This is a genomic window from Bacillus sp. SYZHCR11 (assembly GCF_057196865.1).
On the sequence record NZ_JBXUND010000002.1, the window covers coordinates 309,944 to 331,458 of the forward strand.

Here is a 21,515-nt window from a genome sequence, read left to right on the forward strand (position 1 = left end):
TAAATGAGTTTTACATCCTTTTGTGAATTAGGTATTATCTATTTATTTTTCTTTTATTTGTAAAATAAAATCCTGTTAAATGGTATATATCTGGTAACGAGTGAGAAAATCTCCCTTAATTGATAGAATATACAGAAAATAATATAAAAAAACAGGCCGAAGCCTGTTTTTTATTCCTTCATTGCCTCAGTTACTGCCGCGGAAACGAGTGCTCCAGCTTTCTCTAGCCGTTCTTTGCTGATGTGTTTCATATTATCATTTTCGGTGTGGTACCAGGGCCCCGGCTCCTGTGTATCGGGGCTGAGCCAAATCCAGTTAGCCGACGGAATCCCCGCTTCATAAAAAGAGACATGGTCTGAGTAACCGAGCTGAATCAGGTTTGGCTTGACCAACCGGGATTTTTCAGCGGCTTTTTCAGCATACCGGACACTCGGGTTTTCCCTGCCGTCAGGAGTCGTGACACACATTTGACTCGCTTCTTCCCAGTCAGTCGCAATCATATCGGCATTAAAATTGGCCCGGCTGTGCTTTCTTTCATTGTTCGTGAGTGTACTGACGTAATAAGATGAACCCGCAGACCATAATTCTTCTGCACCGAACAGGATAAAGCGGATCTCTTTGTCTTTCGGTATATGTTTGAGTTGCTTGCTGATTTCCAGAACGGCAGATGTGCCTGAGGCGTTATCATCCGCTCCGGGCGCGCCTTTTACGCTGTCATAATGCGCTGTGACATAAATAATATCAGCATCAGAAGAGTTGGCCTGTGCCGCTTTGCGCGTTCCTATAATATTTTGTGAGGTGCGGTTTTTATAGTTTTTAAATTGAATGACTGCCTTCTTTTCCTGAAGCAATGCTTCACCGTCTTCTTTTTTCATACCCGCCGCCGGTATCGTGATTCCTTTATCGGTATGCGGACGGACGGCGAGCGGTTTTGTTGTCTGATTATAAATAATGACTGCTTTGGCTCCCGCTTGTTCGGCATGTTTGATCTTTTGAGAAACGGGGATCTTTCCTTCGCGTATCACTGCAATCTTTCCTTTGGCTCCTGTTACGTCATTGCGTGATCCGCAGCCGCCGTCAAAAATCCCGCCTTCTATTTTGAGCTCTTTTTCAACAGCGGATTGATCAGCGGAGCGGAGCGGGAATTCATGATCTCCCGCTGTGACTGAACCTGAAAAGTACTTTTTCAATGGAAATGACTGTACTTTGACACTGGCGCCCTGAGCCCGCAGACGATTCGATATGTATTCAGCCGCTTCCTTTTCTTTCGCAGTTCCGGTTTCCCGCGGACCGATGGTTTCACTCAGATCATGCATAGTGTCCAATGCCTCATCAGCATCAAAAACCGGCGCGGTCACAGTTGAATAAGCATGAGTTTCGGACAGCGGCCCGGCAGACGCGCCCCATATGACGCTTGCTGCCACCGCGGCTGACATAAATGAAAATTTCATCATAATCCCTCCTCTTATTAACACCTCTTCCCTTTCGATTGAAGAACACTGATTCCTTTAAAAAGGGGAAAAATGAATATTATTGACCAAATGAAGATGATGAAAAAGGAGGGAAAAGCCCGGGACCATAAAAAAACGCCGGGAGATATTCTCCCGGCGTCCATTACATTACTTATTTAAGTTATAGAAAGAGTTGATACCGTGGTATTGAGCAGTTTCAGCCAACTGATCTTCGATGCGAAGAAGCTGGTTGTATTTCGCAACACGGTCCGTACGGGACGGAGCACCTGTTTTGATTTGTCCTGCATTAGTTGCCACAGCGATGTCAGCGATTGTGCTGTCTTCAGTTTCACCGGAACGGTGAGAGATAACGGCAGTGTAGCCTGCGCGTTTCGCCATTTCGATCGCATCGAATGTTTCAGTCAATGTACCGATTTGGTTTACTTTGATCAGGATAGAGTTGCCTACGCCGTTTTTGATACCTTCAGCAAGCTTTTTCGTGTTTGTAACGAAAAGGTCGTCACCGACAAGCTGAACTTTTTTGCCAAGACGCTCTGTAAGAAGTTTGTGGCCTTCCCAGTCGTTCTCGTCAAGTCCGTCTTCGATAGAGATGATTGGGTATTTAGACACCATTTCTTCGTACCAGTCAACCATTTCAGCAGATGTTTTCACAACGCCTTCGCCAGACAGATGGTATTTGCCGTCTTCTTTGTTGTAGAACTCAGAAGATGCAGCATCCATAGCAAGCTTCACTTCTTCGCCAGGTTTGAAGCCGGCTTTTTCGATTGCTTCAACGATTGTTTGAAGCGCTTCTTCGTTAGAACCAAGGTTCGGAGCGAATCCGCCTTCGTCACCTACAGCTGTGTTCATTCCTTTAGCAGAAAGAACTGATTTCAGGCTGTGGAAGATTTGAGCGCCCATGCGAAGCGCTTCACGGAAGTTAGGCGCGCCTACAGGCATAATCATGAATTCTTGAATGTCTACGTTGTTGTCAGCATGCTCTCCGCCGTTTACGATGTTCATCATCGGTACAGGAAGCGTTTTTGAGTTGAATCCTCCAAGGTATTGGTAAAGAGGAATCTGTAAGAAATCAGCAGCTGCGCGCGCACAAGCCATAGATACGCCAAGGATTGCGTTCGCACCGAGTTTGCCTTTGTTTTCAGTACCGTCAAGCTCGATTAAAAGCTGATCGATTGCGTTTTGTTCAGTTACGTCAAAGCCGAGAAGCTCTGGAGCAATGATTTCGTTTACGTTGTTAACAGCAGTTAACACGCCTTTTCCAAGGTAACGGTCTTTGTCGCCGTCACGAAGCTCAACCGCTTCGTATTCACCTGTAGAAGCTCCGCTTGGCACTAATGCGCGGCCGAAAGCTCCTGTTTCTGTATATACTTCAACTTCAACTGTCGGGTTGCCGCGGGAGTCAAGGACTTCGCGTGCATAAACATCAACAATGTATGGCATGAGTTTGTCTCTCCTTTTGATTTACGCTTATTTTTGAATTAAAGATGTTCCGGTCATTTCTTTCGGTTTTTCAACACCGAGAAGGTCTAATAACGTTGGTGCGAGGTCGCCTAGGATTCCGCCTTCGCGCAGCGTCACGCCTTCTTTCGTCACAATGACAGGGACTGGGTTTGTCGTATGGGCAGTGTGCGGTTCGCCTGTTTCTGTAATCAGAATGTCCGCATTACCGTGATCAGCGGTAATGATGGCATGTCCGCCTTTAGCGATAATGGCGTCAACCACTTCGCCTAAGCATTCGTCCACTGCTTCAATTGCTTTAATCGTCGGTTCGACCATTCCGGAGTGGCCGACCATGTCAGGGTTTGCAAAGTTCAGGATGATCGCGTCGTGCTTGTCAGCCGCGATTTCTTTTACAAGAGCATCCTTCACTTCATACGCGCTCATTTCAGGCTTCAGGTCATATGTCGCGACCTTCGGCGAGTTAATGAGGATGCGCTCTTCACCCGGGAATTCTTCTTCGCGGCCGCCGCTCATAAAGAACGTAACGTGCGGATACTTTTCAGTTTCTGCAATGCGAAGCTGTTTTAACCCGTGCTGTGCTAATACTTCACCGACCGTATTGTCAAGGTTTACCGGTTTAAAAGCCACATATCCGTCAACAGATTCACTGAAGTGAGTCAGGCAGACGAAATACAGGTTTTTCGGATGATTTTCACCGCGGTCGAAATCGCGGAAATCTTTGTTGGTAAACGTGTTTGAAATCTGGATGGCGCGGTCTGGTCTGAAATTATAGAAAATCACAGAATCGCCGTCATGAATTTTCGCAACGGGTTCACCGTTTTCTTTTGTGATGACGGACGGAATGACGAATTCATCATGAATGCCGTTCGCATAAGAATCGTCGACTACATCCATCGCGCTGCGGTAAGACGGGCCTTCGCCGTAAGCCATTGCGCGGTACGCTTTTTCCACACGGTCCCAGCGTTTGTCGCGGTCCATGGAGTAGTAGCGTCCGGAAATGCTGGCGATTTCGCCGACACCGATTTCTTCGATCTGCTCATTCAGCTGCTGAATGTAAGTTTTCGCCGTTTGCGGACCTACATCGCGGCCGTCGAGGAAACCGTGAATATACACCTTCGTCAGTCCTTCACTTTTCGCAAGTTTCAGCAGCGCGAATAAATGATTGATGTGACTGTGTACGCCTCCGTCAGAAAGAAGGCCGAACAGGTGCAGCGCTTTGTCGTTGTCTTTCGCGTTTTTGATGGCGTCAAGGAACGTTTGATTGCGTTCGAATTCGCCTTCGCGGATGGCAACGTTCACGCGTGTTAAGCTTTGGTACACAATACGTCCGGCGCCGATATTTAAATGACCGACTTCAGAGTTCCCCATCTGTCCTTCAGGCAGTCCGACTGCTTCGCCTGATGCCGTCAGCGTCTGATGAGGGTATTGGTTCCAATAACGGTCGAAATTCGGTTTTTTCGCTTGTGCGACTGCGTTTCCGACTGTTTCATTGCGTAATCCGAACCCATCAAGAATGATGAGTGCAGCTGGTTTTTTACTCATATTGACCTTCCTCCAATAATTGAACGAATGACTGCGGTTCAAGGCTTGCGCCGCCGACCAAAGCACCGTCAATATCGGACTCTGCCATATATTCTTTAATATTTGCAGGTTTTACGCTGCCGCCGTATTGAATGCGGAGCTTGTCAGCAGTTTCCTGGCTGAAGCTTTCAGCAACGACTTTACGGATATGCGCGCAGACGTCATTTGCATCTTTCGCTGTAGAAGATTTGCCTGTTCCGATTGCCCAGATTGGCTCGTACGCAATAACGGAAGCGGCTACTTGCTCTTCAGAAAGACCCGCAAGCCCTTTTTTCACTTGATCGGCAACAAGATCATTTGTTTTTCCGGCTTCGCGCTCTTCAAGCGTTTCACCTACGCAAATGATCGGCACAATGCCGTGTTTAAAAGCGGCATGCGCTTTTTTGTTAACTGTTTCATCAGTTTCAGCGAACATTTCACGGCGCTCAGAGTGTCCGATGACGCAGTAATCCACGCCAAGGTCTTTCAGAGCGACCGGGCTGATTTCACCTGTGAACGCACCGTTTTCTTCAAAATGCATGTTTTGGGCGCCGACTTTCAGATCAGTTCCTTTAACAGCAGAAGTCAGCTTTTCTAAGAAAAGAGCTGGTGCGCAAACAACGGCTTCCGCTTTGTCTGCTGCTGGAATGGAAGATTTCACTTCTTCAACGAAGCTGACAGCTTCGCCGAGTGTTTTGTTCATTTTCCAGTTACCGGCTATAATTGGTTTTCTCATCTGTTCCACTTCCTTATAGCAGTTTTTATTTATCGTTCAGCGCAGCTACACCCGGAAGCTCTTTGCCTTCCATGAATTCAAGGGATGCGCCGCCGCCTGTTGAGATATGGCTCATTTTGTCAGCAAGGCCGAATTTTTCAACGGCTGCCGCAGAGTCTCCTCCGCCGATGACAGAGTATGTATCGTTTGCCTCTGCCAATGCTTCAGCCACTGCTTTTGTGCCTTGAGCGAACAAGTCGATTTCGAATACGCCCATAGGTCCGTTCCATACGACAAGTTTGCTGTTTTTGATAACTTCAGCGTACGTTTCGCGGGTTTTCGTTCCGATGTCGATCGCTTCTAAATCACTTGGGATCTCAGAGATCGGCACGATTTGAACGTTTGCATCGTTAGAGAAATCATCAGCAACGAGAACGTCTTCCGGCATATAGAATTTAACGCCTTTTTCTTTCGCGCGGTCCATGAATGATTTTGCAAGTTCGATTTTATCTTCTTCAAGAAGAGATTTACCGACTTCATAGCCAAGCGCTTTTACGAATGTGTAAGCAAGACCTCCGCCGATGATCAGGTTGTCCACTTTATCAAGCAGACTTTCGATTACGCCGATTTTGTCTTTTACTTTCGCGCCGCCGATGATTGCCGTAAACGGGCGCTCAGGATTTGTCACGGCTTTGCCGAGAACGTCAAGCTCTTTTTCCATCAGGAATCCTGCAACCGCCGGCAGATGCTCGGCAATTCCGGCTGTAGATGCGTGAGCACGGTGGGCAGCACCGAATGCGTCATTGACATATACATCCGCAAGCTCAGCAAATGCTTTAGCAAGCTCAGGATCGTTTTTCTCTTCACCAGGGTAGAAACGTACGTTTTCCAATACAAGAACGTCTCCGTCCTTCATATCAGAAATTTGTGCTTTTACAGCATCGCCGTAAGCTTCATCCGCTTTTTTCACTTCTTTTCCGAGCAGTTCGCCTAAGCGTGCAGCGACAGGAGTTAAACGAAGCTCCTCAACCACTTCGCCTTTCGGGCGGCCTAAGTGGCTCGCAAGAAGGACTTTCGCGCCTTGGTCTGCAAGGTGTTTGATTGTTGGAAGCGCAGCTCGGATACGAGTATCGTCTGTTACTTCCCCGTCTTTCATTGGAACGTTAAAGTCAACGCGGCAGAATACGACTTTGCCTTTTACGTCGATGTCTTTTACTGTTTTTTTATTCATGCCTTAGGAGATCCTCCTTCAAAATGGTTTGCATAGCACGAAAAACGTGAAACGTGAAACCGCCTCATGATGCTTCCGCCGCGGGGCAGATTGCAGCTTCCGGGCACGGGGCAGATCGTCTTCTGAGCCAGGGCAGGCGGCTCAGAAAACGAAAGTGCCGCGGAAACTTCAAAACGCGGACGTTCTGCAGCAATCCGGCGCTTTCTGAAAGCCGGTTCTCATGGAAAAAGGGAAAGGGAGTCCGTCCCCTTCCCTTGTCCGCTTTCATTATAGCGTTTCTGTCCGAAAGAACCAAGTCCGGCCCTTTCCGGGAGCTATGAATTAAAGACCTTGTTTTGCGATGTAAGCTGCAAGGTCAACAACGCGGTTAGAGTAGCCGCTTTCGTTATCGTACCAAGAGATTACTTTTACCATGCTGCCTTCCATAACCATTGTAGAAAGAGCATCGATTGTAGAAGAGTTAGCATTGCCGTTGTAGTCTCCGGATACTAATGGCTCTTCGCTGTAGCCGAGGATTCCTTTAAGATCGCCTTCAGCCGCTTCTTTAAGAGCTGCGTTTACGTCTTCAGCCGTTACGTCTTTGTTAAGTTCAGCAACTAGGTCAACAAGAGAAACGTTTGGAGTCGGCACACGCATAGCTCCGCCGTTCAGTTTGCCTTTCAGTTCAGGAAGAACAAGGGAAACTGCTTTAGCAGCACCAGTTGATGTAGGAATGATGTTTTCAGCTGCTGCACGCGCACGACGGTAGTCTTTGTGCGGAAGATCAAGAATTTGCTGATCGTTTGTGTAAGAGTGAACAGTTGTCATCATACCGCGTTTGATGCCGAATTTGTCGTTAAGTACTTTTGCAAACGGCGCAAGGCAGTTTGTTGTGCAAGATGCGTTAGAGATAACATGGTGGTTAGCCGCATCGTATTTGTCTTCGTTAACACCCATAACGATTGTGATATCTTCTTCGTTAGCAGGTGCAGAGATGATAACTTTTTTCGCGCCTGCTTCTAAGTGTTTCGCAGCGTCTGCGCGTTTTGTGAAGAAACCAGTAGATTCAACTACGATTTCAACGCCTTGTTTGCCCCAGCTGAGTTTCGCAGGATCGCGCTCAGCAGAAACTTCGATTGTTTTGCCGTTAACAACAAGGTTGCTGCCGTCAACTTTAACTTCTGCATCTAATTTTCCGTGTACGGAATCATATTGTAAAAGATGAGCAAGCATGTTAGCGTCTGTTAAATCGTTAACTGCTACTACCTCAACTTCAGGATTGTTTAATGCTGCGCGGAATACGTTACGTCCAATACGACCAAAACCGTTAATACCGACTTTTACTGCCATGATTATTTCCTCCTTTAAATAAGTGAGAGATATTTATATTGAGGGACTGTTATCCCTTAATAACTTCTTTGCGGCTCCTTCGTCCGTGACGAGAACCGTGTTTCGCTGCTTTTTAAAATAAGCTTCGATTGCTTCTGCTTTTGATGATCCGCCCGCTACCGCGATAATGTCGGGAATGGCATCGAGGTCATCGAGCTGCATTCCGACTGAATGCACCTTGTGAACGACTTCTCCGTCCGCATTAAAGTAGTAGCCGAATGCCTCTGTCACCGCATGATTGTCATCTATTTTCTTCAAATCTTCCAAAGGCGTGTTTCTTCGCTCCGCCATTGTTCTAGCTTCGCCGATTCCGTGAACGAGCATACTCGCTGATTTAATCGTGTGAAGCACCTCTTTTACGGAAGGCTCTTCAATAATAGATGAGTAGGCGCCTTGTGACAGCTGGCCGGGAACGAACAAAAGCCGGTAAGTGCCTGAAGCCTTTTCCGCCATATGCGCGCATATGGTGTTCGCCTGGTTTTTCACATCTTCGCCTAAACCGCCTCTTGCGGGCACAAACAGGAGCTCGCGGTTTTTTGAATCCGGCGTCATCATATCGGCGACGGCTTCAATTGTCGTACCGCCGGTTACAGCGACGATATTTTTGCCTGAAAATCTCTTTTTCATACATGCAACGGCCGCTCTCCCTAATTCTTTTTTGACCCAAGGAGATTGGTCGCTGTCTCCGGAAACGATAATGGCGTCTTTCAGATTGAGCCGCTCTTTTAATGTCTTTTCCAAAAGCGTCAATCCTAAAACATCCTTCATCGTATCTTCCAGAATCGAAAGCAGTGAATAGCCCTCTTCCGTCATTGTCATGCCGTTTGTTTTAATATCGATGAGATTTTGTTCTTTTAAGAACTGAACCTCGCTTCTGAGAACGCGCTCGGTCAATCCGAGACTGGCTGCAAGACTTCTGCGGCCGATCGGTTCTGTAAGCCTGATATACTGCAAGATTTCAAATCTTTTCTGCATCACAAGCAAAAGATCAGGCAATAATTTTTTTTGAGCTTGTATTAACTGGTTCATGACTCAAACGTTCCTTCCTATTCATACTGGACAGAAAATGTCCCGCTATGACAAAAAACGTCCCATCATAGCCAAAAAAAATTATGTCTGCTTTCTTTAATTATTTTAACAGGATGACATTGTTAATTCAACTGTTAAAGGTCAATTCCTCGACATTCTTCGCAGGATTTACCAGTATCTCCTTGATACAGTCATTATATACAGAAACGGAATGAAGGTGACAGACAAAAGCCCGCCGGAGCGGACTTTTGTCGTAAAACGCTTTCATTTTATCCAGAGTTTTTCTATTTCTTCTAATGATTTATTTTTCGTCTCAGGGCAGATCGTCACGACAAACAAGAAACAGAGAATATTAATGACGGCGAATATCCAGAAGGTGTACGCGAGCCCCAACCCGCTGATCATCATCGGCACGAACTGGCCGATCGCCCAGTTGGCCCCCCATAAGAATATCGTCGCAATACCGGCGGCGCGTGCGCGGAGGTGGTTCGGAAAGATTTCCGAAATCATGATCCACGTAATCGGCCCGACTGATACACAGAAAGCGGCGACGAATCCCAATATGATGACGACTAAAGCCGGACCGCTCGCCAGCTGAAAATAAAAGGATGCCCCGATTAAGATCATGAACAGCGCCATAAAGGCTGATCCGACCCCCATCAGCTTTTTCCGGCCTACCTTATCGACTAAAAGAACCGCGATAATGGTGAAAATCACTTCAACGACACCGACGATGCATGTCGTGATAAACCCCGCATTTTGTCCGAAGCCCATCATTTTGAAAATTTCCGGCCCGTAATACGTAATTGCGTTCATGCCGATGACCTGATTGAATAAAGCCAGCAGAATCCCGATCACAAGCGCTTTTCTCAGCCCCGGTTTAAACAGCTGAGACAATGAACCCATTTTTTCTAATTGTAAAGACGTTTCGATTTGTTTGATTTCTTCTTTCGCGGTCTGCTCGCCGTTAATGCGCGTCAGCACGGCGAGGGCTTCATTCCGGCGCCCCGCTTTCGCAAGCCAGCGCGGACTTTCCGGCACGATAAGCAGCACGATAAAAAAGATGACGGACGGAATCATGCCGTAAGCGAGCATCCACCGCCAGCCGGTGTGCACCCCCCATTCATACGAGCCGGACTGCTGGACGGCAAGGTTAATAAAATAAGTGCCGGAGATCCCTAATATCGTAAACAGCTGATACAGTGAGGAAAGACTGCCGCGTATGGCCGGCGGAGCGGCTTCGGTAATATACGTGACAGAAAGCGAGGAGCCCATGCCGATTCCCAGACCGCCGATGACTCTGGCGATCACTAAGGAAGACACACTTTGAGAAAGCGCAGAGACAACCGCTGACACCGCAAACAACAGCGCCGCTGCCATCAAAATCTTTCTCCGTCCGAACCGGTCACTCAAAAATCCGGAAATTCCGACGCCGAAAACACCGCCGATCATAATGCTTGAAATCACGAGCCCTTCCATAAAAGGACTTAAGCGGTACAAATCTTTCAGGAAACCGATGGCGCCGGAAATCACCGCCGTGTCATAACCGTACAAAAGCCCTCCCAGTCCGGCCGCGCATGAGATGAGAATGACAAACCACTTCGAATGCTGCCGAGTGACAGGTACATTTGAGCCAATTGGTGCCGGGTGATTCTTCATGAATTTTACCCTCCCGCGAATAATAGAATAAAAACGCTTACAAAACAGAGTGCGGCGCTTGAGTTGCTTTGTTTTCTTCAGAACCGCCACATTTGTACGTACTTATAAAGAATTTTATCTAAAAATAAGGAAAATTAGTACGTACAAATAAAGAATAAGCAGTTTTTCATAATCTGTCAATTATTTTTACAGCTTGATGAAAGGGCTTACTATGTTATACTGGAATTTGTCCGTATACATTTTGGAGGAATTGATATGCTACCGAAATATGCTCAAGTAAAAGAAGAAATTTGTTCATGGCTGAATCAGGGGAAAATACAGCCGGACGAAAAGCTGCCTACGGAAAATGAGCTGATGCAGCAGTTCGGGGTCAGCCGCCATACCATCAGAAAGGCGATCGGAGATTTGGTCTCGCAGGGGCTGCTGTACAGCGTTCAGGGCGGAGGCACCTTTGTCGCTTCACGCACGGCGAAATCAGCCATGCATTCAAACAAAACGATCGGTGTCATTACAACGTACATATCAGACTATATTTTCCCGAGCATCATCAGGGGAATTGAATCTTATTTAAGCGAACAGGGCTATTCCATGCTGCTGACGAGCACCAACAACAATACAGAAAGTGAGCGGCGGGGCCTTGAAAACCTGCTGTCCAAAAATATAGACGGGCTGATTGTCGAGCCTACGAAAAGCGCGCTGCAGACGCCCAACATCGGCTACTATCTCAACCTGGAGAAAAACGGCATTCCGTTTGCCATGATTAACGCCTCTTATGCGGAGCTGGCCGCACCGAGCTTTTCCGTCAATGATGTCAAAGGCGGCATGATGGCTTGCGAATACGTCATGTCCCTCGGCCACACGCACATTATGGGAATCTTTAAAGCGGATGACACGCAGGGCGTCAAACGGATGAACGGCTATCTTCAGGCGCACCGGGAGCGCGGGATTTTTCCGTCTCCGGACATGATCGTGACTTACACGACTGAAGAAAAAGAAACCGTGCTTCTTCAAAAAATTAAGCATACCCTTGAGCAAAACAGCGGATCATACCCGACGGCCATTCTTTGTTATAATGATGAAATTGCGCTGAAGACGATTAATCTTCTCAGAGAATTCGGATTAAAGGTGCCTGATGACGTGTCAATCATGGGCTATGATGATTCACATTTCGCCCAGATTTCCGAGGTGAAGCTCACCTCTGTCAAGCATCCGAAATCCATTATGGGGAAAGCGGCGGCAAAATACGTCATCGACTGCTTAGAGCATAAAAAACCGAAGAAGGATGACGTCGTGTATGAACCGGAACTCGTCATCCGAAATTCCGTCAGGCGGATCGGCGAATAAAAAAAGCAATGTGCGCGGCACATTGCTTTTTTGCTCAGCTGCTTTTTAATTCGGCGATGATCTCAAATGATCTCATTCTGTCGGCATGCTCAAAGCTTTCTGAATTCACCATGATTTCATCCGCCTGTGTTGTCCGGATGAAGCTTTCCAGCTTTTCCTTCACACGCTCCGGTCCGCCGACGATCGTTGAACTGAGCTGTTCATTGACCATCGCTTTTTCATACGGCGACCAGATTTGATCCATGTCTTCAACAGGAGGCTTCAGCTGGTTCGGCGTGCCGCGGACGAGGTCTAAAAATCTTTGATAATGCGATGTCGCCAGATGCTCCGCCTTTTCATCCGTATCGGCGGCAATGACGGTGACGCCGACCATCGCGTACGGTTGATCCAGTACGTCTGACGGACGGAAGGAGCTTCGGTACAGCTCAAGGGCGGGCACGGTGTTTTTCGGTGAGAAGTGAGCCGCAAAGGCGAACGGAAGCCCGAGCTCTCCCGCAAGACGCGCGCTGAAGCCGCTCGATCCCAAAAGCCAAATCGGCACGTCCAGCCCTTCGCCCGGAATGGCGCGGACTTGATTGCGCACATTGCCTGACGGTTTGAAGTAATTTCTCAATTCTTCAAGCTGCTCCGGGAAATCCTCCCCGCTGTTTATGTTTCTTCTTAAGGCCCTCGCCGTTAATTGGTCGGTTCCCGGCGCACGCCCGAGCCCCAGGTCAATCCGCCCCGGATATAACGTTTCAAGGGTTCCGAATTGCTCCGCGATTATAAGTGACGAATGATTCGGCAGCATAATGCCCCCTGAACCGACACGGATTTTTTTCGTGCCGCCGGCGATATGGCCGATCAGCACCGCCGTTGCCGAGCTGGCGACTCCTTCTATATTATGATGCTCCGCAAGCCAATAGCGGTTATAGCCCCACTCCTCGGCGCGGCGCGCTAAATCCATGCTGTTGCGGAACGATTCAGCAACCGTCCCCCCCTGTACGACCGGCGATAAATTCAATACGGAAAACGCAGTATCTTTCAATGTATGTTCAGCCATCGTTTTCTCCTTTATGGTTTAGTGTAAGCAGATCTTAAACAAGGTCTCTACCACACACCTTACCACAGCTTTTCCCGTGAGTTAAACAATTTGATTCGATGATCTTCGAACAATCAGTCAGCGATCGTCACTAGTGAACTCTGTATGAATGAATCTATTACATTCAGATATGAAGAGCCTAGAATGATATAAAAATGAAAAGATATCATTGAAAGAACAGAACCAATAATGTTAACATATGTCATATATTGAATAGGAAGGAAGTCATAGTCTATATGCGTAAAAAAATCTTAATGGCACTCACAACAGCTTTACTGGCAGCAATCTTCTTTACCGGAAACACCGATAAGGCATATGCCGCAGACTTTTATTCCGGCACTCAGCAGCATTTAAATGTAAGCGGATTTACCGATGCCTCCTACTACACGAAAAAAGCGAAAAGTGTCGATTTCACTCTCAGTACAGCGTATCCGTCAGATCGAACCTTTAAAGGAAACCTATACTTACAGCGAAAGTCCGGAAAGAAATGGACGACTTGCAAAAAAACAACCTTTTCTTTCTCAGTAAGGGTGACTAAGTCATTCTCTTTAAAAGGATGCAAGACAGGTTATTATCGTGTCAAAGCTACGTTCAGCGGTTCAAAACTTGTCAATACGACAAACTCTTTTAAAATTAACCGATAAGATTCAGGGCCCTAAGATCATTAGGGTCTTTTTATTCATTCTTTGTGAGCTCCTGCGCGATTTGAATAAAAAGTTTTGCCGCCAATGAAGCCTCTTTTACAGAAGGAACGGCAAGCAGAACATCACGATACACCGCCTGATTGAGTTCCCTTGTCACGACATTTTCCGGCAGCGATATTCCGGACATAGACATTTGTGATAATATCGCTATTCCCAGCCCCTCTTTGATCATGCTGATGGACGTATTGACGTTGTAAACAGTGAATGCGGCAGTCAGCACAGACCCTGCCTCCTTAAACATATCAATAAACGGTGATTCGTATCCTCCGTCACAGATGATCATCGGCTGGCGGTCAAGATCTTTCAGAGTAATTGACTCACAGCTGCAAAGCGGATGATCATTTCTAAGCACGACGGCCATTTTATCTTTTTTCAGCGGCAGATATTCCATGTCTTCCGTAGGAAAAAGAGTGATCCCCACATCTATTACCCGGGAGCGGAGCCATTCCTTTACTTCGTTAACCGTTCCTTCATGAAGCACCAACTCAAGTTTCGGATACCGTTTTTTAAACACGCTGATCAGTTTTGGAATGAAATAAGCGGAAGCGGCCGGAAATGTGCCGATGTGAATCGTTCCCTGTTCAAGCCCTCTTTCCGCGGCCGCCAGCTGCTCGGCTTTTTCTATGCCTTTGAGCACCTCTCTGATATGAACGAGAATTTTTCCGCCCGTGTCCGTGAGCCTTACGCCGTTGCGGCGCTCGCGGATGATCAGCTTGATGCCGAGCTCTGACTCAAGCGCCGAGATGGCATGGCTGACGGCGGGCTGCGTCATATTCAGCGCCTGCCCCGCTTTTGTAAAGCTTCCCGTTTCAGCGATTTGAACAAAAACCCGCAGTTGTGTAATCGTCATAACGTTTTACTTATGCTCCTTATAAAAAAGATTCATTTTATTTATCTTACTGATTACCGTATCATATGATGGAATTGTTCTACAAGGAGTGAACGACGTGAAACAGCTTTCGAAAATACAGACGGCTCTTATGCTGGCGTTTCTAGTCACGGTATGGGGAATTAACTGGCCGCTGACAAAAGCCGCGCTCGCCTATTCGCCGCCTCTTCTGTTTGCCGGAATCCGCACGCTGATCGGCGGACTTCTATTATTAATGGTGGCGCTGCCCCGTTTTAAAAAGCTGCGTTTTAAAGAAACGTGGCCGATCTATCTTATTTCTGCCATTTTAAATATTACTTTATTTTACGGCCTGCAAACGGTCGGCTTGAATTACCTGCCTGCCGGCTTATTTTCAGCCATCGTGTTTTTCCAGCCGGTGTTAATGGGCGTTTTTTCTTGGCTGTGGCTCGGGGAATCGATGTATCCTTTAAAAATAGCCGGTCTTATTCTGGGCTTTGCCGGTGTCGCCGTCATCAGCGCAGCCGGTTTCGGAGGCCATATTTCCATCGCCGGCATTCTTTTGGCTCTGGGCTCCGCGGTCAGCTGGGCGCTCGGCACGGTATATGTGAAAAGAACGGGCGGACGCGCGGACTCTATCTGGATGGTCGCTCTTCAGCTTCTGATCGGCGGCGTGCTGCTTGTCAGCTCCGGCCATTTTTCAGAAAGCTTTTCAGCGATTCAATGGAAAGCTCCGTTCATTCTCAGCCTTCTGTTCATTTCGGTATTTGTCATCGCACTCGGCTGGCTCGCCTTTTTTACGCTTGTCGGTTCAGGGGAAGCAAGCAAGGTTGCCTCTTACACCTTCCTGATCCCGCTCATATCCATTGTCGTCAGCTCGATATTTCTGCATGAGCCGCTGACCGTCAGCCTTTTAGCCGGACTGCTTCTGATCGTCACAAGCATTTGTTTTGTGAATATAACACCGAAGAAACTGAAAACACCTGCTCTGGCCGCAGAAAAAAAGGCCGTTCATTAAAAAAACTCTTGCCGCGGGGCAAGAGTTTTTTTATTTATTGACGTCTCCCTTTTACGAGATACGCAGCCGTAATGAGGAGATAGATGGCCGCAGTGATGCATGTGATGACGATGGATGTCGTCGCAATTACGCCGATCAGGATGGCCAAAAGCGCAAGCACCGCGAACCATGTCGTGTACGGGAACCATTTGACGTAATAAGCCGGCTGTTCTGTTGAATGTTTTCTTGATTTTAAATGGGCGAATCCGATAATCAGCCAGATGAACAGCACGGTATAGCCGAGGGAACCCATCAAATAATTAAACGTCCGGCTTCCTGCGAATAAAGAAATCAGGACGCCTACATATAAAAATGACGTACAAGTCAGAATCGCATAGACAGGAACCTTTTTCTTCGAAAGTTTTGAAAAGATTTTCGGCACCCGGCCGTCAGAAGCCTGCGTAAATAAGACGCGGGATGATCCGTACAGTCCCGAGTTCATAGACGAGATAATCGCAAGAAGAATGACGGCATTCATAATATGGTCGGCACCCGGAATTCCGATCATCTTAAATACTATGACAAACGGGCTTTCGGGAACGCTGTTGACTTGATTCCAAGGAATCAGGCTGACGATGATGAAAAACGGCAGCAAGTAAAAAGCGACAATCCGCGTTAACGTGCTTCGGACAGCTTTCGGAATCACCTTTTCGGGGTTTTTTGTCTCCGCCAGCGTGACGCCGATGATTTCCGTTCCGCCGTATGAGTAGATCACGACGAGCATCGCCGTAATGACGCCCCCCGCTCCATGCGGGAAAAACCCTCCGTGATCCGTTAAATGAGACAGCCCCGGCGCCGTGTGATTGCCGAATGAGAAAAATAATAGCAGAATTCCGCATAATATAAAGATGACAATCACCGTAATTTTAATGAGCGCGAGCCAGTACTCCGTCTCGGCAAACAGTTTCACAGAAAGCATGTTTACGACCGTCACCACGATGGAAATGATCAAAGCCAGTATCCATATCGGACATTCCGGCAGCCAATATTGAATGAAAATGGCGGCTACGACCGCCTCCGCGGCAATATTGAGCACCCACATTTTCCAATAGATCCAGTCTAAAAAGTATGCAGCGTACGATCCTAGAGACTGCTGAACCAAATCACGGAACGTCCTTGCATGTTTGTTTCTGACGGCCATTTCGGCCAGCCCCTGCATAATAAACAGCAGAATAATTCCGCCGAGGAGGTAGGCCAACAGCACGGACGGCCCCGCTTCATCAATCGCCGTGCTGCTGCCTTTAAAGAGCCCGGCCCCGATTGCGCCTCCAAGCGCCATCATCATAATGTGTCTGGACGACATCGTCCGTTTTAACGTTTGCTTGTCCTTTTCCATCTATCACACGCCCTCTCGCAAAAAGTGTTCATCACATAAAAAAGCACGCCGCCTCTTTAGGAAAAGAGACGGCGTGCCTCAGGCAGCCGCGGTACCACTCTTGTTGATCCCGAATATCCGGAATCCAGCTTAAAAACCTTTTAACGAAGGTCAGCCGTTAGGACATAGGGAATATTCCGACAATTCCGTTCCGCCCTGCCACTTCCGGGCGAGTTCAAAGAACAATCAGTCCGCGTTTCACCAACCCGCGGCTCTCTTTTTCTGACTGGATTCTCTTACTGCTCCCGTTCACAGTGTTTTATGTTAAATGAATCTCTTGAGTTTTTATTTTCTGAATATAGTAACATAATATACAGTCTTCTATTTTCAAAGTCAATACTAATTTTTTCCGTCTATTGTCCTTCCCGGTGATTCGGAAATTTCAGCTGAAATCCGGACACAAGGCTTTGCTTTCCGGCGCCGCGCTTTCCGCTTTCACCTTTGTGTTTGCGTATAAAAACAGCGCAAGCGCAATGCCGAATGATATGACGAGAATCCATGCTTTTTTCATTCAGATGCCTCCTCACTTTCTATCATCGGCGGCTTTTTCTCTTTTTTTATACACAAAATTGAAAAAACAATTTTAAAATTCTGTTTTCCTTATATTGAAACTTGCTTTATCATAAAAGTATGCGTTTACATTCGAGTAGGGAGGTTATAGTATGACCCCTGTGAATTCAAGCAGCATCGGGAAGATTCAGGCGGCCAGCAAAGGTTTGTCGCCAAAATTGAGAGCGATTGCAGACCATATCGTGAAGGAACCGAAAGACGTGGTTCACCTTTCCATCATTCAGCTGGCCGAAAAAACGAAAAGCTCTGAAGCGACGATTTTCAGGCTGTGCAAGCGGCTCGGTTTTTCCGGCTATCAGGATTTAAAAATCGCGCTGGCTCAGGAGATCGTTCAGGAGCCGGTGCAGCACATTCATGAAGAAATGAGCCCCGACGACGATATCGAAGTCATCATCCGGAAAGTTTTCCGCACAAACATTTCCGGTCTGACCGATACCTTTCAATTATTAGATCCGGCCGACGTTGAAAAAGCGGCAGAAATGATCCACCGCGCAGACAGAATCGAATTTTACGGAAACGGCGGTTCCGGGCTGATCGCCACTGACGCGTATCATAAATTTATGCGTACGGGTATAAATTGCATCGCGCACACGGATTCTCACTTTCAGGCGATGTCAGCGGGTCTTCTCGGTCCTGAGAGTGCAGTCATCGGCATTTCTCATTCGGGGAGCAACAAGGACGTGCTCGACGCGGTGAAAACGGCCAAATCGCTCGGCGCCGGCACGATCGGCATTACAAGCTACCAAAAGTCGCCGCTCACCCAGATTTCCGACGTTGTGCTGTATACATCAACAAGGGAGACGGCTTTCAGAACGGAGGCGATGTCCGCAAGGCTTGCCCAGCTGTCGGTCATTGATACACTGTATTTCGCCACGGCCCGGCTGCGGCAGGAGAAAACGCTCGCCAACTTGCAGCAAATCAGAAAAATGATCGCGCACAAACGTTTGTAATCGTTTTCTAAATATTTTTTTCAAAAGAGAGAAAGCCGATACAGCGGGAATTGAGGCAATTTTATGAAAAAATTTTTCTTCTTCATCGTTGATTTATAAAAAAATTATTCCTATAATTGACTTTGTAAGGGCATACATTATAAATCTATCTTATTATTCAATCAGATTAGGCGGGATATATTATGAAGGAAACCCAAGCTGTTATCGGTCTGGATATCGGCACGACCAGTACGAAAGCCGTTCTGTTCGGACCAAGAGGCAAAGTGTTAGCCAAGCATTCGGTTCACTATGATTTAATACAGCCAAAGCCGGCATGGGCCGAGCAGGATCCTGAGCACATTTTGGAAGCGGTGATCGGAAGCATCAGGGGCGCCGTCACAAAGGCCGGACTGAGTCCTGACAATCTGCTTGCGATCGGCATCAGCACCGCCATGCACTCATTGATAGCTGTCGATCAAAACGGCGGCCTGCTGACCAAAAGCATCATTTGGGCGGACAACCGCAGCGCCGAGCAATCAAAACGGATTTTAAAAGAGATGAACGGTTTTGATATTTATAAAAGAACGGGTACGCCGATTCATCCGATGTCTCCGCTTTCCAAAATTGTGTGGATGAAAGAACAGGACAAGGAGACATTCGCGAAAACCGCCAAATTCATCAGTATTAAAGAATATATTCTGCACGAGTTTTTCGGAACTTATGTCGTCGATTATTCGATCGCTTCGGCAACGGGACTGTTCCGATTAGATACGCTTTCCTGGGATGAAGAAGCGCTCAGGATTGCCGGAATCCGGGAAGATCAGCTGTCGGACATTGTGCCGACCACTCATCAGCTGCGCGGCCTTGCGCCGGAAATCGCTGCACGGATGGGCATCCATGCGGATACACCGTTTATTATCGGCGCAAATGACGGCGTGCTCGCCAACCTGGGAGTCGGCGCGATCGGCAAAGGCGAAGTGGCCGTTACGATCGGAACAAGCGGAGCCGTGCGTTCGGTGACGGATGCGCCGATTACGGATGAAAAAGCGCGGACATTCTGTTACGCGCTGACTGACAAGCATTGGGTCATCGGAGGCCCGACGAATAACGGAGGCATTATGCTGCGCTGGCTTCGAGACGAATTCGCTTCTCCGGAAGTTGAAACGGCGAAGCGGCTCGGCATTGATCCGTACGATTTAATGATTGATATTGCTGATAAAGTGCCCGCAGGCTCTGAGGGATTGCTGTTTCTGCCGTTTTTATCAGGGGAGCGCGCGCCGTTTTGGAACCCGAATGCCCGCGGAACGTTTTTCGGCATCAGCCTCCGCCATAAACGGGAGCATTTTATCAGAGCGGTGCTGGAAGGCGTCATCATGAGCGTCTTTTCAATCGGTGTCGCATTGAGAGATTTGGCGGGCCCCGCAAAAGACGTGCGGGCTTCGGGAGGATTTGCGAGATCGCCGCTGTGGAGGCAGATTTTGTCCGATACGATGGGACGGGAAGTCCTCGTTCCGGAAAGTTACGAAGCCTCTGCGCTCGGAGCGGCCGTTCTCGCTTTGCACAGCCTTGGCGAAATGGAACGGATCGAGGATGTTCAGGACTGGATCAGAATTTCGCACCGCCATGAACCGAACGTCAAAAACAGCGAAACATATATTGAGCTGTTTTACTTATACGAGCGGCTGTATGACAAGCTCAAAGATGAATTTGACGTCATCAGTGAATTTCAGCTCAAACAAAGCCGTTAATTCTTCTTTGAAAGGGTGAAAAGGTCATGTTACTGTTTATTGTCATTGCCGCTATTATCGTTTTACTCTTATTGATTACAGTCGCTAAATTAAATCCGTTTATCAGTCTTTTGATTACATCCATCCTTGTCGGTTTCGCAACGGGCATGAATCTGCCGGACATTATCACTTCGATGAAAACCGGGCTCGGCAATACGCTGTCTCTGCTTGCGATCGTGCTGGCCCTCGGTACGATGCTCGGAAAAATGATGGCTGAATCAGGCGGTGCGGAGCGGATCGCCCACACCCTGATCGGCCGCTTCGGCAAAAAGAAAGTGCATTGGGCGATGATGGCCGTCGCTTTTATTGTCGGCATCCCGGTCTTTTTCCAGGTCGGCTTCGTCCTGCTCGTGCCGCTTTTGTTTACGATTGCGATTGAAACCGGGGTTTCATTAGTGACGATCGGGATTCCTCTCCTTGCGGGACTTTCCGTCGTGCACGGATTGGTTCCGCCCCACCCGGCGGCGATGGCGGCTGTCGGCATTTATCACGCCAATGTCGGAAAAACGATTTTGTATTCTTTAATCGTCGGTATTCCGACTGCCATCATCGCGGGGCCTCTTTACGGAAAATGGATTGGTAAGCGCATTCATAAACCCGTTCCCGAACTGTTGAAAAAACAATTTATTGAACGGAATGAAAAACGCAAGCTTCCGGGATTCGCAAATACATTGTTTACGATATTGGTACCGGTGATCCTGATGCTTATGGCAACGCTTGCCGAAATTGCGCTTCCGGAAAAAAGCACGCTCTATGAAACTTTTAAATTTATCGGAGACCCTGTCACGGCGCTTTTGATCGCCACGGTTTACTCCTTTTTCAGCCTTGGTTTTTATCAGGGCTTCGACAGGGAAAGCATTTTAAAATTCAGCAATGACTGTCTGGGACCGATCGCTTCCATTCTGCTTGTGATCGGAGCCGGCGGCGCTTTTAACAACGTCCTGATTGATTCAGGCGTCGGCACGTATATCGCTGACATGGCGAAGCACTCAAGCTTATCTCCCGTTCTTTTAAGCTGGACGATCGCGGCGGTCATCCGTGTCGCCACAGGTTCAGCGACTGTCGCCATGATGACGGCGGCCGGCATTGTTGCTCCGATTGCATCTGTCATGCCGGGCGTCAGCAGCGAGCTTCTCGTTTTGGCAACGGGAGCGGGCTCTTTGATTCTGTCACATGTCAATGACTCCGGTTTCTGGCTCATAAAAGAGTATTTCGGAATGACGGTAAAAGAAACGTTCCTGACATGGACGGCGATGGAAACGATTATTTCTGTCAGTGCGATCTGTTTTATCATGATCATTAACGCGTTTATATAAAAACAAACCC

18 protein-coding genes and 1 other annotated feature are annotated in these 21,515 nt (G+C 47.8%); of the genes, 6 read left to right on the forward strand and 12 right to left on the reverse strand.

Translation table 11 applies throughout. The features are described 5' to 3' along the window. Positions 1–170: 170 nt before the first annotated feature. From AC2CGA_RS08250 to araE, 8 genes are all read right to left on the reverse strand, one after another. Positions 171–1,451, reverse strand: a complete 1,281-nt coding sequence (locus tag AC2CGA_RS08250) for a M28 family peptidase (RefSeq protein WP_043867438.1) — start codon at positions 1,449–1,451, stop codon at positions 171–173. A gap of 168 nt (positions 1,452–1,619) precedes the next feature. Continuing rightward, positions 1,620–2,912 (reverse strand): phosphopyruvate hydratase, encoded by a 1,293-nt coding sequence (gene eno / locus AC2CGA_RS08255; protein WP_003151625.1) that lies wholly within the window; start codon positions 2,910–2,912, stop codon positions 1,620–1,622. Positions 2,913–2,939: 27 nt separating this feature from the next. Beyond that, a complete protein-coding gene (gene gpmI, locus AC2CGA_RS08260) occupies positions 2,940–4,475 on the reverse strand; it encodes a 2,3-bisphosphoglycerate-independent phosphoglycerate mutase (RefSeq protein ID WP_003151620.1) in 1,536 nt (511 codons plus the stop codon). Next, positions 4,468–5,229 (reverse strand): triose-phosphate isomerase, encoded by a 762-nt coding sequence (gene tpiA, locus AC2CGA_RS08265; RefSeq protein ID WP_003151618.1) that lies wholly within the window; start codon positions 5,227–5,229, stop codon positions 4,468–4,470. The genes gpmI and tpiA overlap by 8 nt, the downstream gene beginning before the upstream one ends. 25 nt (positions 5,230–5,254) lie before the next feature. Continuing rightward, positions 5,255–6,439 (reverse strand): phosphoglycerate kinase, encoded by a 1,185-nt coding sequence (locus AC2CGA_RS08270; protein WP_003151616.1) that lies wholly within the window; start codon positions 6,437–6,439, stop codon positions 5,255–5,257. Positions 6,440–6,760: 321 nt separating this feature from the next. Beyond that, the gene (gene gap / locus AC2CGA_RS08275; RefSeq protein ID WP_003151611.1) at positions 6,761–7,768 is read right to left on the reverse strand and encodes a type I glyceraldehyde-3-phosphate dehydrogenase; all 1,008 of its coding nucleotides are present in this window, start codon (positions 7,766–7,768) and stop codon (positions 6,761–6,763) included. A 33-nt stretch (positions 7,769–7,801) separates the two neighbouring features. After that, positions 7,802–8,836, reverse strand: coding sequence for a gapA transcriptional regulator CggR (gene cggR / locus AC2CGA_RS08280; protein WP_003151607.1), 1,035 nt, complete (start codon positions 8,834–8,836; stop codon positions 7,802–7,804). A gap of 264 nt (positions 8,837–9,100) precedes the next feature. Beyond that, positions 9,101–10,495 (reverse strand): arabinose-proton symporter AraE, encoded by a 1,395-nt coding sequence (araE, locus tag AC2CGA_RS08285; RefSeq protein WP_003151605.1) that lies wholly within the window; start codon positions 10,493–10,495, stop codon positions 9,101–9,103. Between the two features lie 255 nt (positions 10,496–10,750). Between araE and araR the strand changes: the two genes are divergently transcribed. Next, complete coding sequence (gene araR / locus AC2CGA_RS08290; protein WP_003151603.1) at positions 10,751–11,839, forward strand: arabinose utilization transcriptional regulator AraR; 1,089 nt, start codon at positions 10,751–10,753, stop codon at positions 11,837–11,839. Between the two features lie 34 nt (positions 11,840–11,873). On the opposite strand, the gene AC2CGA_RS08295 is transcribed toward araR, so the two are convergent. Beyond that, positions 11,874–12,881, reverse strand: a complete 1,008-nt coding sequence (locus tag AC2CGA_RS08295) for an LLM class flavin-dependent oxidoreductase (protein ID WP_003151601.1) — start codon at positions 12,879–12,881, stop codon at positions 11,874–11,876. A gap of 275 nt (positions 12,882–13,156) precedes the next feature. Here AC2CGA_RS08295 and AC2CGA_RS08300 point away from each other — a divergent pair, with 275 nt between their 5' ends. Continuing rightward, positions 13,157–13,564 carry a hypothetical protein gene (locus AC2CGA_RS08300; protein WP_003151600.1) on the forward strand — a complete coding sequence of 136 codons (408 nt, stop codon included), beginning with the start codon at positions 13,157–13,159 and terminating at the stop codon, positions 13,562–13,564. Positions 13,565–13,595: 31 nt separating this feature from the next. Here the strand turns inward: AC2CGA_RS08300 and AC2CGA_RS08305 are convergent, their stop codons facing one another. After that, positions 13,596–14,474: a LysR family transcriptional regulator gene (locus AC2CGA_RS08305; protein WP_003151597.1), complete on the reverse strand. Its 879-nt coding sequence runs from the start codon at positions 14,472–14,474 to the stop codon at positions 13,596–13,598. A 97-nt stretch (positions 14,475–14,571) separates the two neighbouring features. On the opposite strand from AC2CGA_RS08305, the gene AC2CGA_RS08310 reads away from it, so the two are divergent. After that, positions 14,572–15,489, forward strand: a complete 918-nt coding sequence (locus AC2CGA_RS08310) for a DMT family transporter (protein ID WP_003151595.1) — start codon at positions 14,572–14,574, stop codon at positions 15,487–15,489. 34 nt (positions 15,490–15,523) lie between these two features. Here the strand turns inward: AC2CGA_RS08310 and AC2CGA_RS08315 are convergent, their stop codons facing one another. Together AC2CGA_RS08315 and AC2CGA_RS08320 are read right to left on the reverse strand one after the other, a co-directional pair. Continuing rightward, entirely contained in the window at positions 15,524–16,864 is a 1,341-nt protein-coding gene (locus AC2CGA_RS08315) for an amino acid permease (protein ID WP_003151592.1), read from the reverse strand. 61 nt (positions 16,865–16,925) lie between these two features. Continuing rightward, positions 16,926–17,165 (reverse strand) — a binding site (T-box leader). Positions 17,166–17,285: 120 nt separating this feature from the next. Continuing rightward, complete coding sequence (locus AC2CGA_RS08320; RefSeq protein WP_003151590.1) at positions 17,286–17,414, reverse strand: hypothetical protein; 129 nt, start codon at positions 17,412–17,414, stop codon at positions 17,286–17,288. A gap of 151 nt (positions 17,415–17,565) precedes the next feature. On the opposite strand from AC2CGA_RS08320, the gene AC2CGA_RS08325 reads away from it, so the two are divergent. From AC2CGA_RS08325 to AC2CGA_RS08335, 3 genes are all read left to right on the forward strand, one after another. Beyond that, positions 17,566–18,423, forward strand: a complete 858-nt coding sequence (locus AC2CGA_RS08325) for a MurR/RpiR family transcriptional regulator (RefSeq protein WP_032858358.1) — start codon at positions 17,566–17,568, stop codon at positions 18,421–18,423. Between the two features lie 182 nt (positions 18,424–18,605). Then, on the forward strand, positions 18,606–20,150 hold the full coding sequence (gene gntK, locus AC2CGA_RS08330) for a gluconokinase (protein ID WP_007407372.1): 1,545 nt from the start codon (positions 18,606–18,608) through the stop codon (positions 20,148–20,150). Between the two features lie 26 nt (positions 20,151–20,176). Further along, complete coding sequence (locus AC2CGA_RS08335; RefSeq protein WP_484480165.1) at positions 20,177–21,505, forward strand: GntP family permease; 1,329 nt, start codon at positions 20,177–20,179, stop codon at positions 21,503–21,505. The last annotated feature ends 10 nt before the right edge of the window (positions 21,506–21,515 follow it).

Excerpts from the sequence above, each read along its gene's own strand:
- AC2CGA_RS08295 (WP_003151601.1), bottom strand. The coding sequence starts at position 12,881 with ATGGCTGAACATACATTGAAAGATACTGCGTTTTCCGTATTGAATTTA.
- AC2CGA_RS08250 (WP_043867438.1), bottom strand. The coding sequence starts at position 1,451 with ATGAAATTTTCATTTATGTCAGCCGCGGTGGCAGCAAGCGTCATATGG.
- AC2CGA_RS08305 (WP_003151597.1), bottom strand. The coding sequence starts at position 14,474 with ATGACGATTACACAACTGCGGGTTTTTGTTCAAATCGCTGAAACGGGA.
- eno (WP_003151625.1), bottom strand. The coding sequence starts at position 2,912 with ATGCCATACATTGTTGATGTTTATGCACGCGAAGTCCTTGACTCCCGC.
- AC2CGA_RS08315 (WP_003151592.1), bottom strand. The coding sequence starts at position 16,864 with ATGGAAAAGGACAAGCAAACGTTAAAACGGACGATGTCGTCCAGACAC.
- AC2CGA_RS08300 (WP_003151600.1), top strand. The coding sequence starts at position 13,157 with ATGCGTAAAAAAATCTTAATGGCACTCACAACAGCTTTACTGGCAGCA.
- gpmI (WP_003151620.1), bottom strand. The coding sequence starts at position 4,475 with ATGAGTAAAAAACCAGCTGCACTCATCATTCTTGATGGGTTCGGATTA.
- AC2CGA_RS08270 (WP_003151616.1), bottom strand. The coding sequence starts at position 6,439 with ATGAATAAAAAAACAGTAAAAGACATCGACGTAAAAGGCAAAGTCGTA.
- araR (WP_003151603.1), top strand. The coding sequence starts at position 10,751 with ATGCTACCGAAATATGCTCAAGTAAAAGAAGAAATTTGTTCATGGCTG.
- gap (WP_003151611.1), bottom strand. The coding sequence starts at position 7,768 with ATGGCAGTAAAAGTCGGTATTAACGGTTTTGGTCGTATTGGACGTAAC.
- AC2CGA_RS08335 (WP_484480165.1), top strand. The coding sequence starts at position 20,177 with ATGTTACTGTTTATTGTCATTGCCGCTATTATCGTTTTACTCTTATTG.
- cggR (WP_003151607.1), bottom strand. The coding sequence starts at position 8,836 with ATGAACCAGTTAATACAAGCTCAAAAAAAATTATTGCCTGATCTTTTG.
- araE (WP_003151605.1), bottom strand. The coding sequence starts at position 10,495 with ATGAAGAATCACCCGGCACCAATTGGCTCAAATGTACCTGTCACTCGG.
- AC2CGA_RS08320 (WP_003151590.1), bottom strand. The coding sequence starts at position 17,414 with ATGAAAAAAGCATGGATTCTCGTCATATCATTCGGCATTGCGCTTGCG.
- AC2CGA_RS08325 (WP_032858358.1), top strand. The coding sequence starts at position 17,566 with ATGACCCCTGTGAATTCAAGCAGCATCGGGAAGATTCAGGCGGCCAGC.
- tpiA (WP_003151618.1), bottom strand. The coding sequence starts at position 5,229 with ATGAGAAAACCAATTATAGCCGGTAACTGGAAAATGAACAAAACACTC.
- gntK (WP_007407372.1), top strand. The coding sequence starts at position 18,606 with ATGAAGGAAACCCAAGCTGTTATCGGTCTGGATATCGGCACGACCAGT.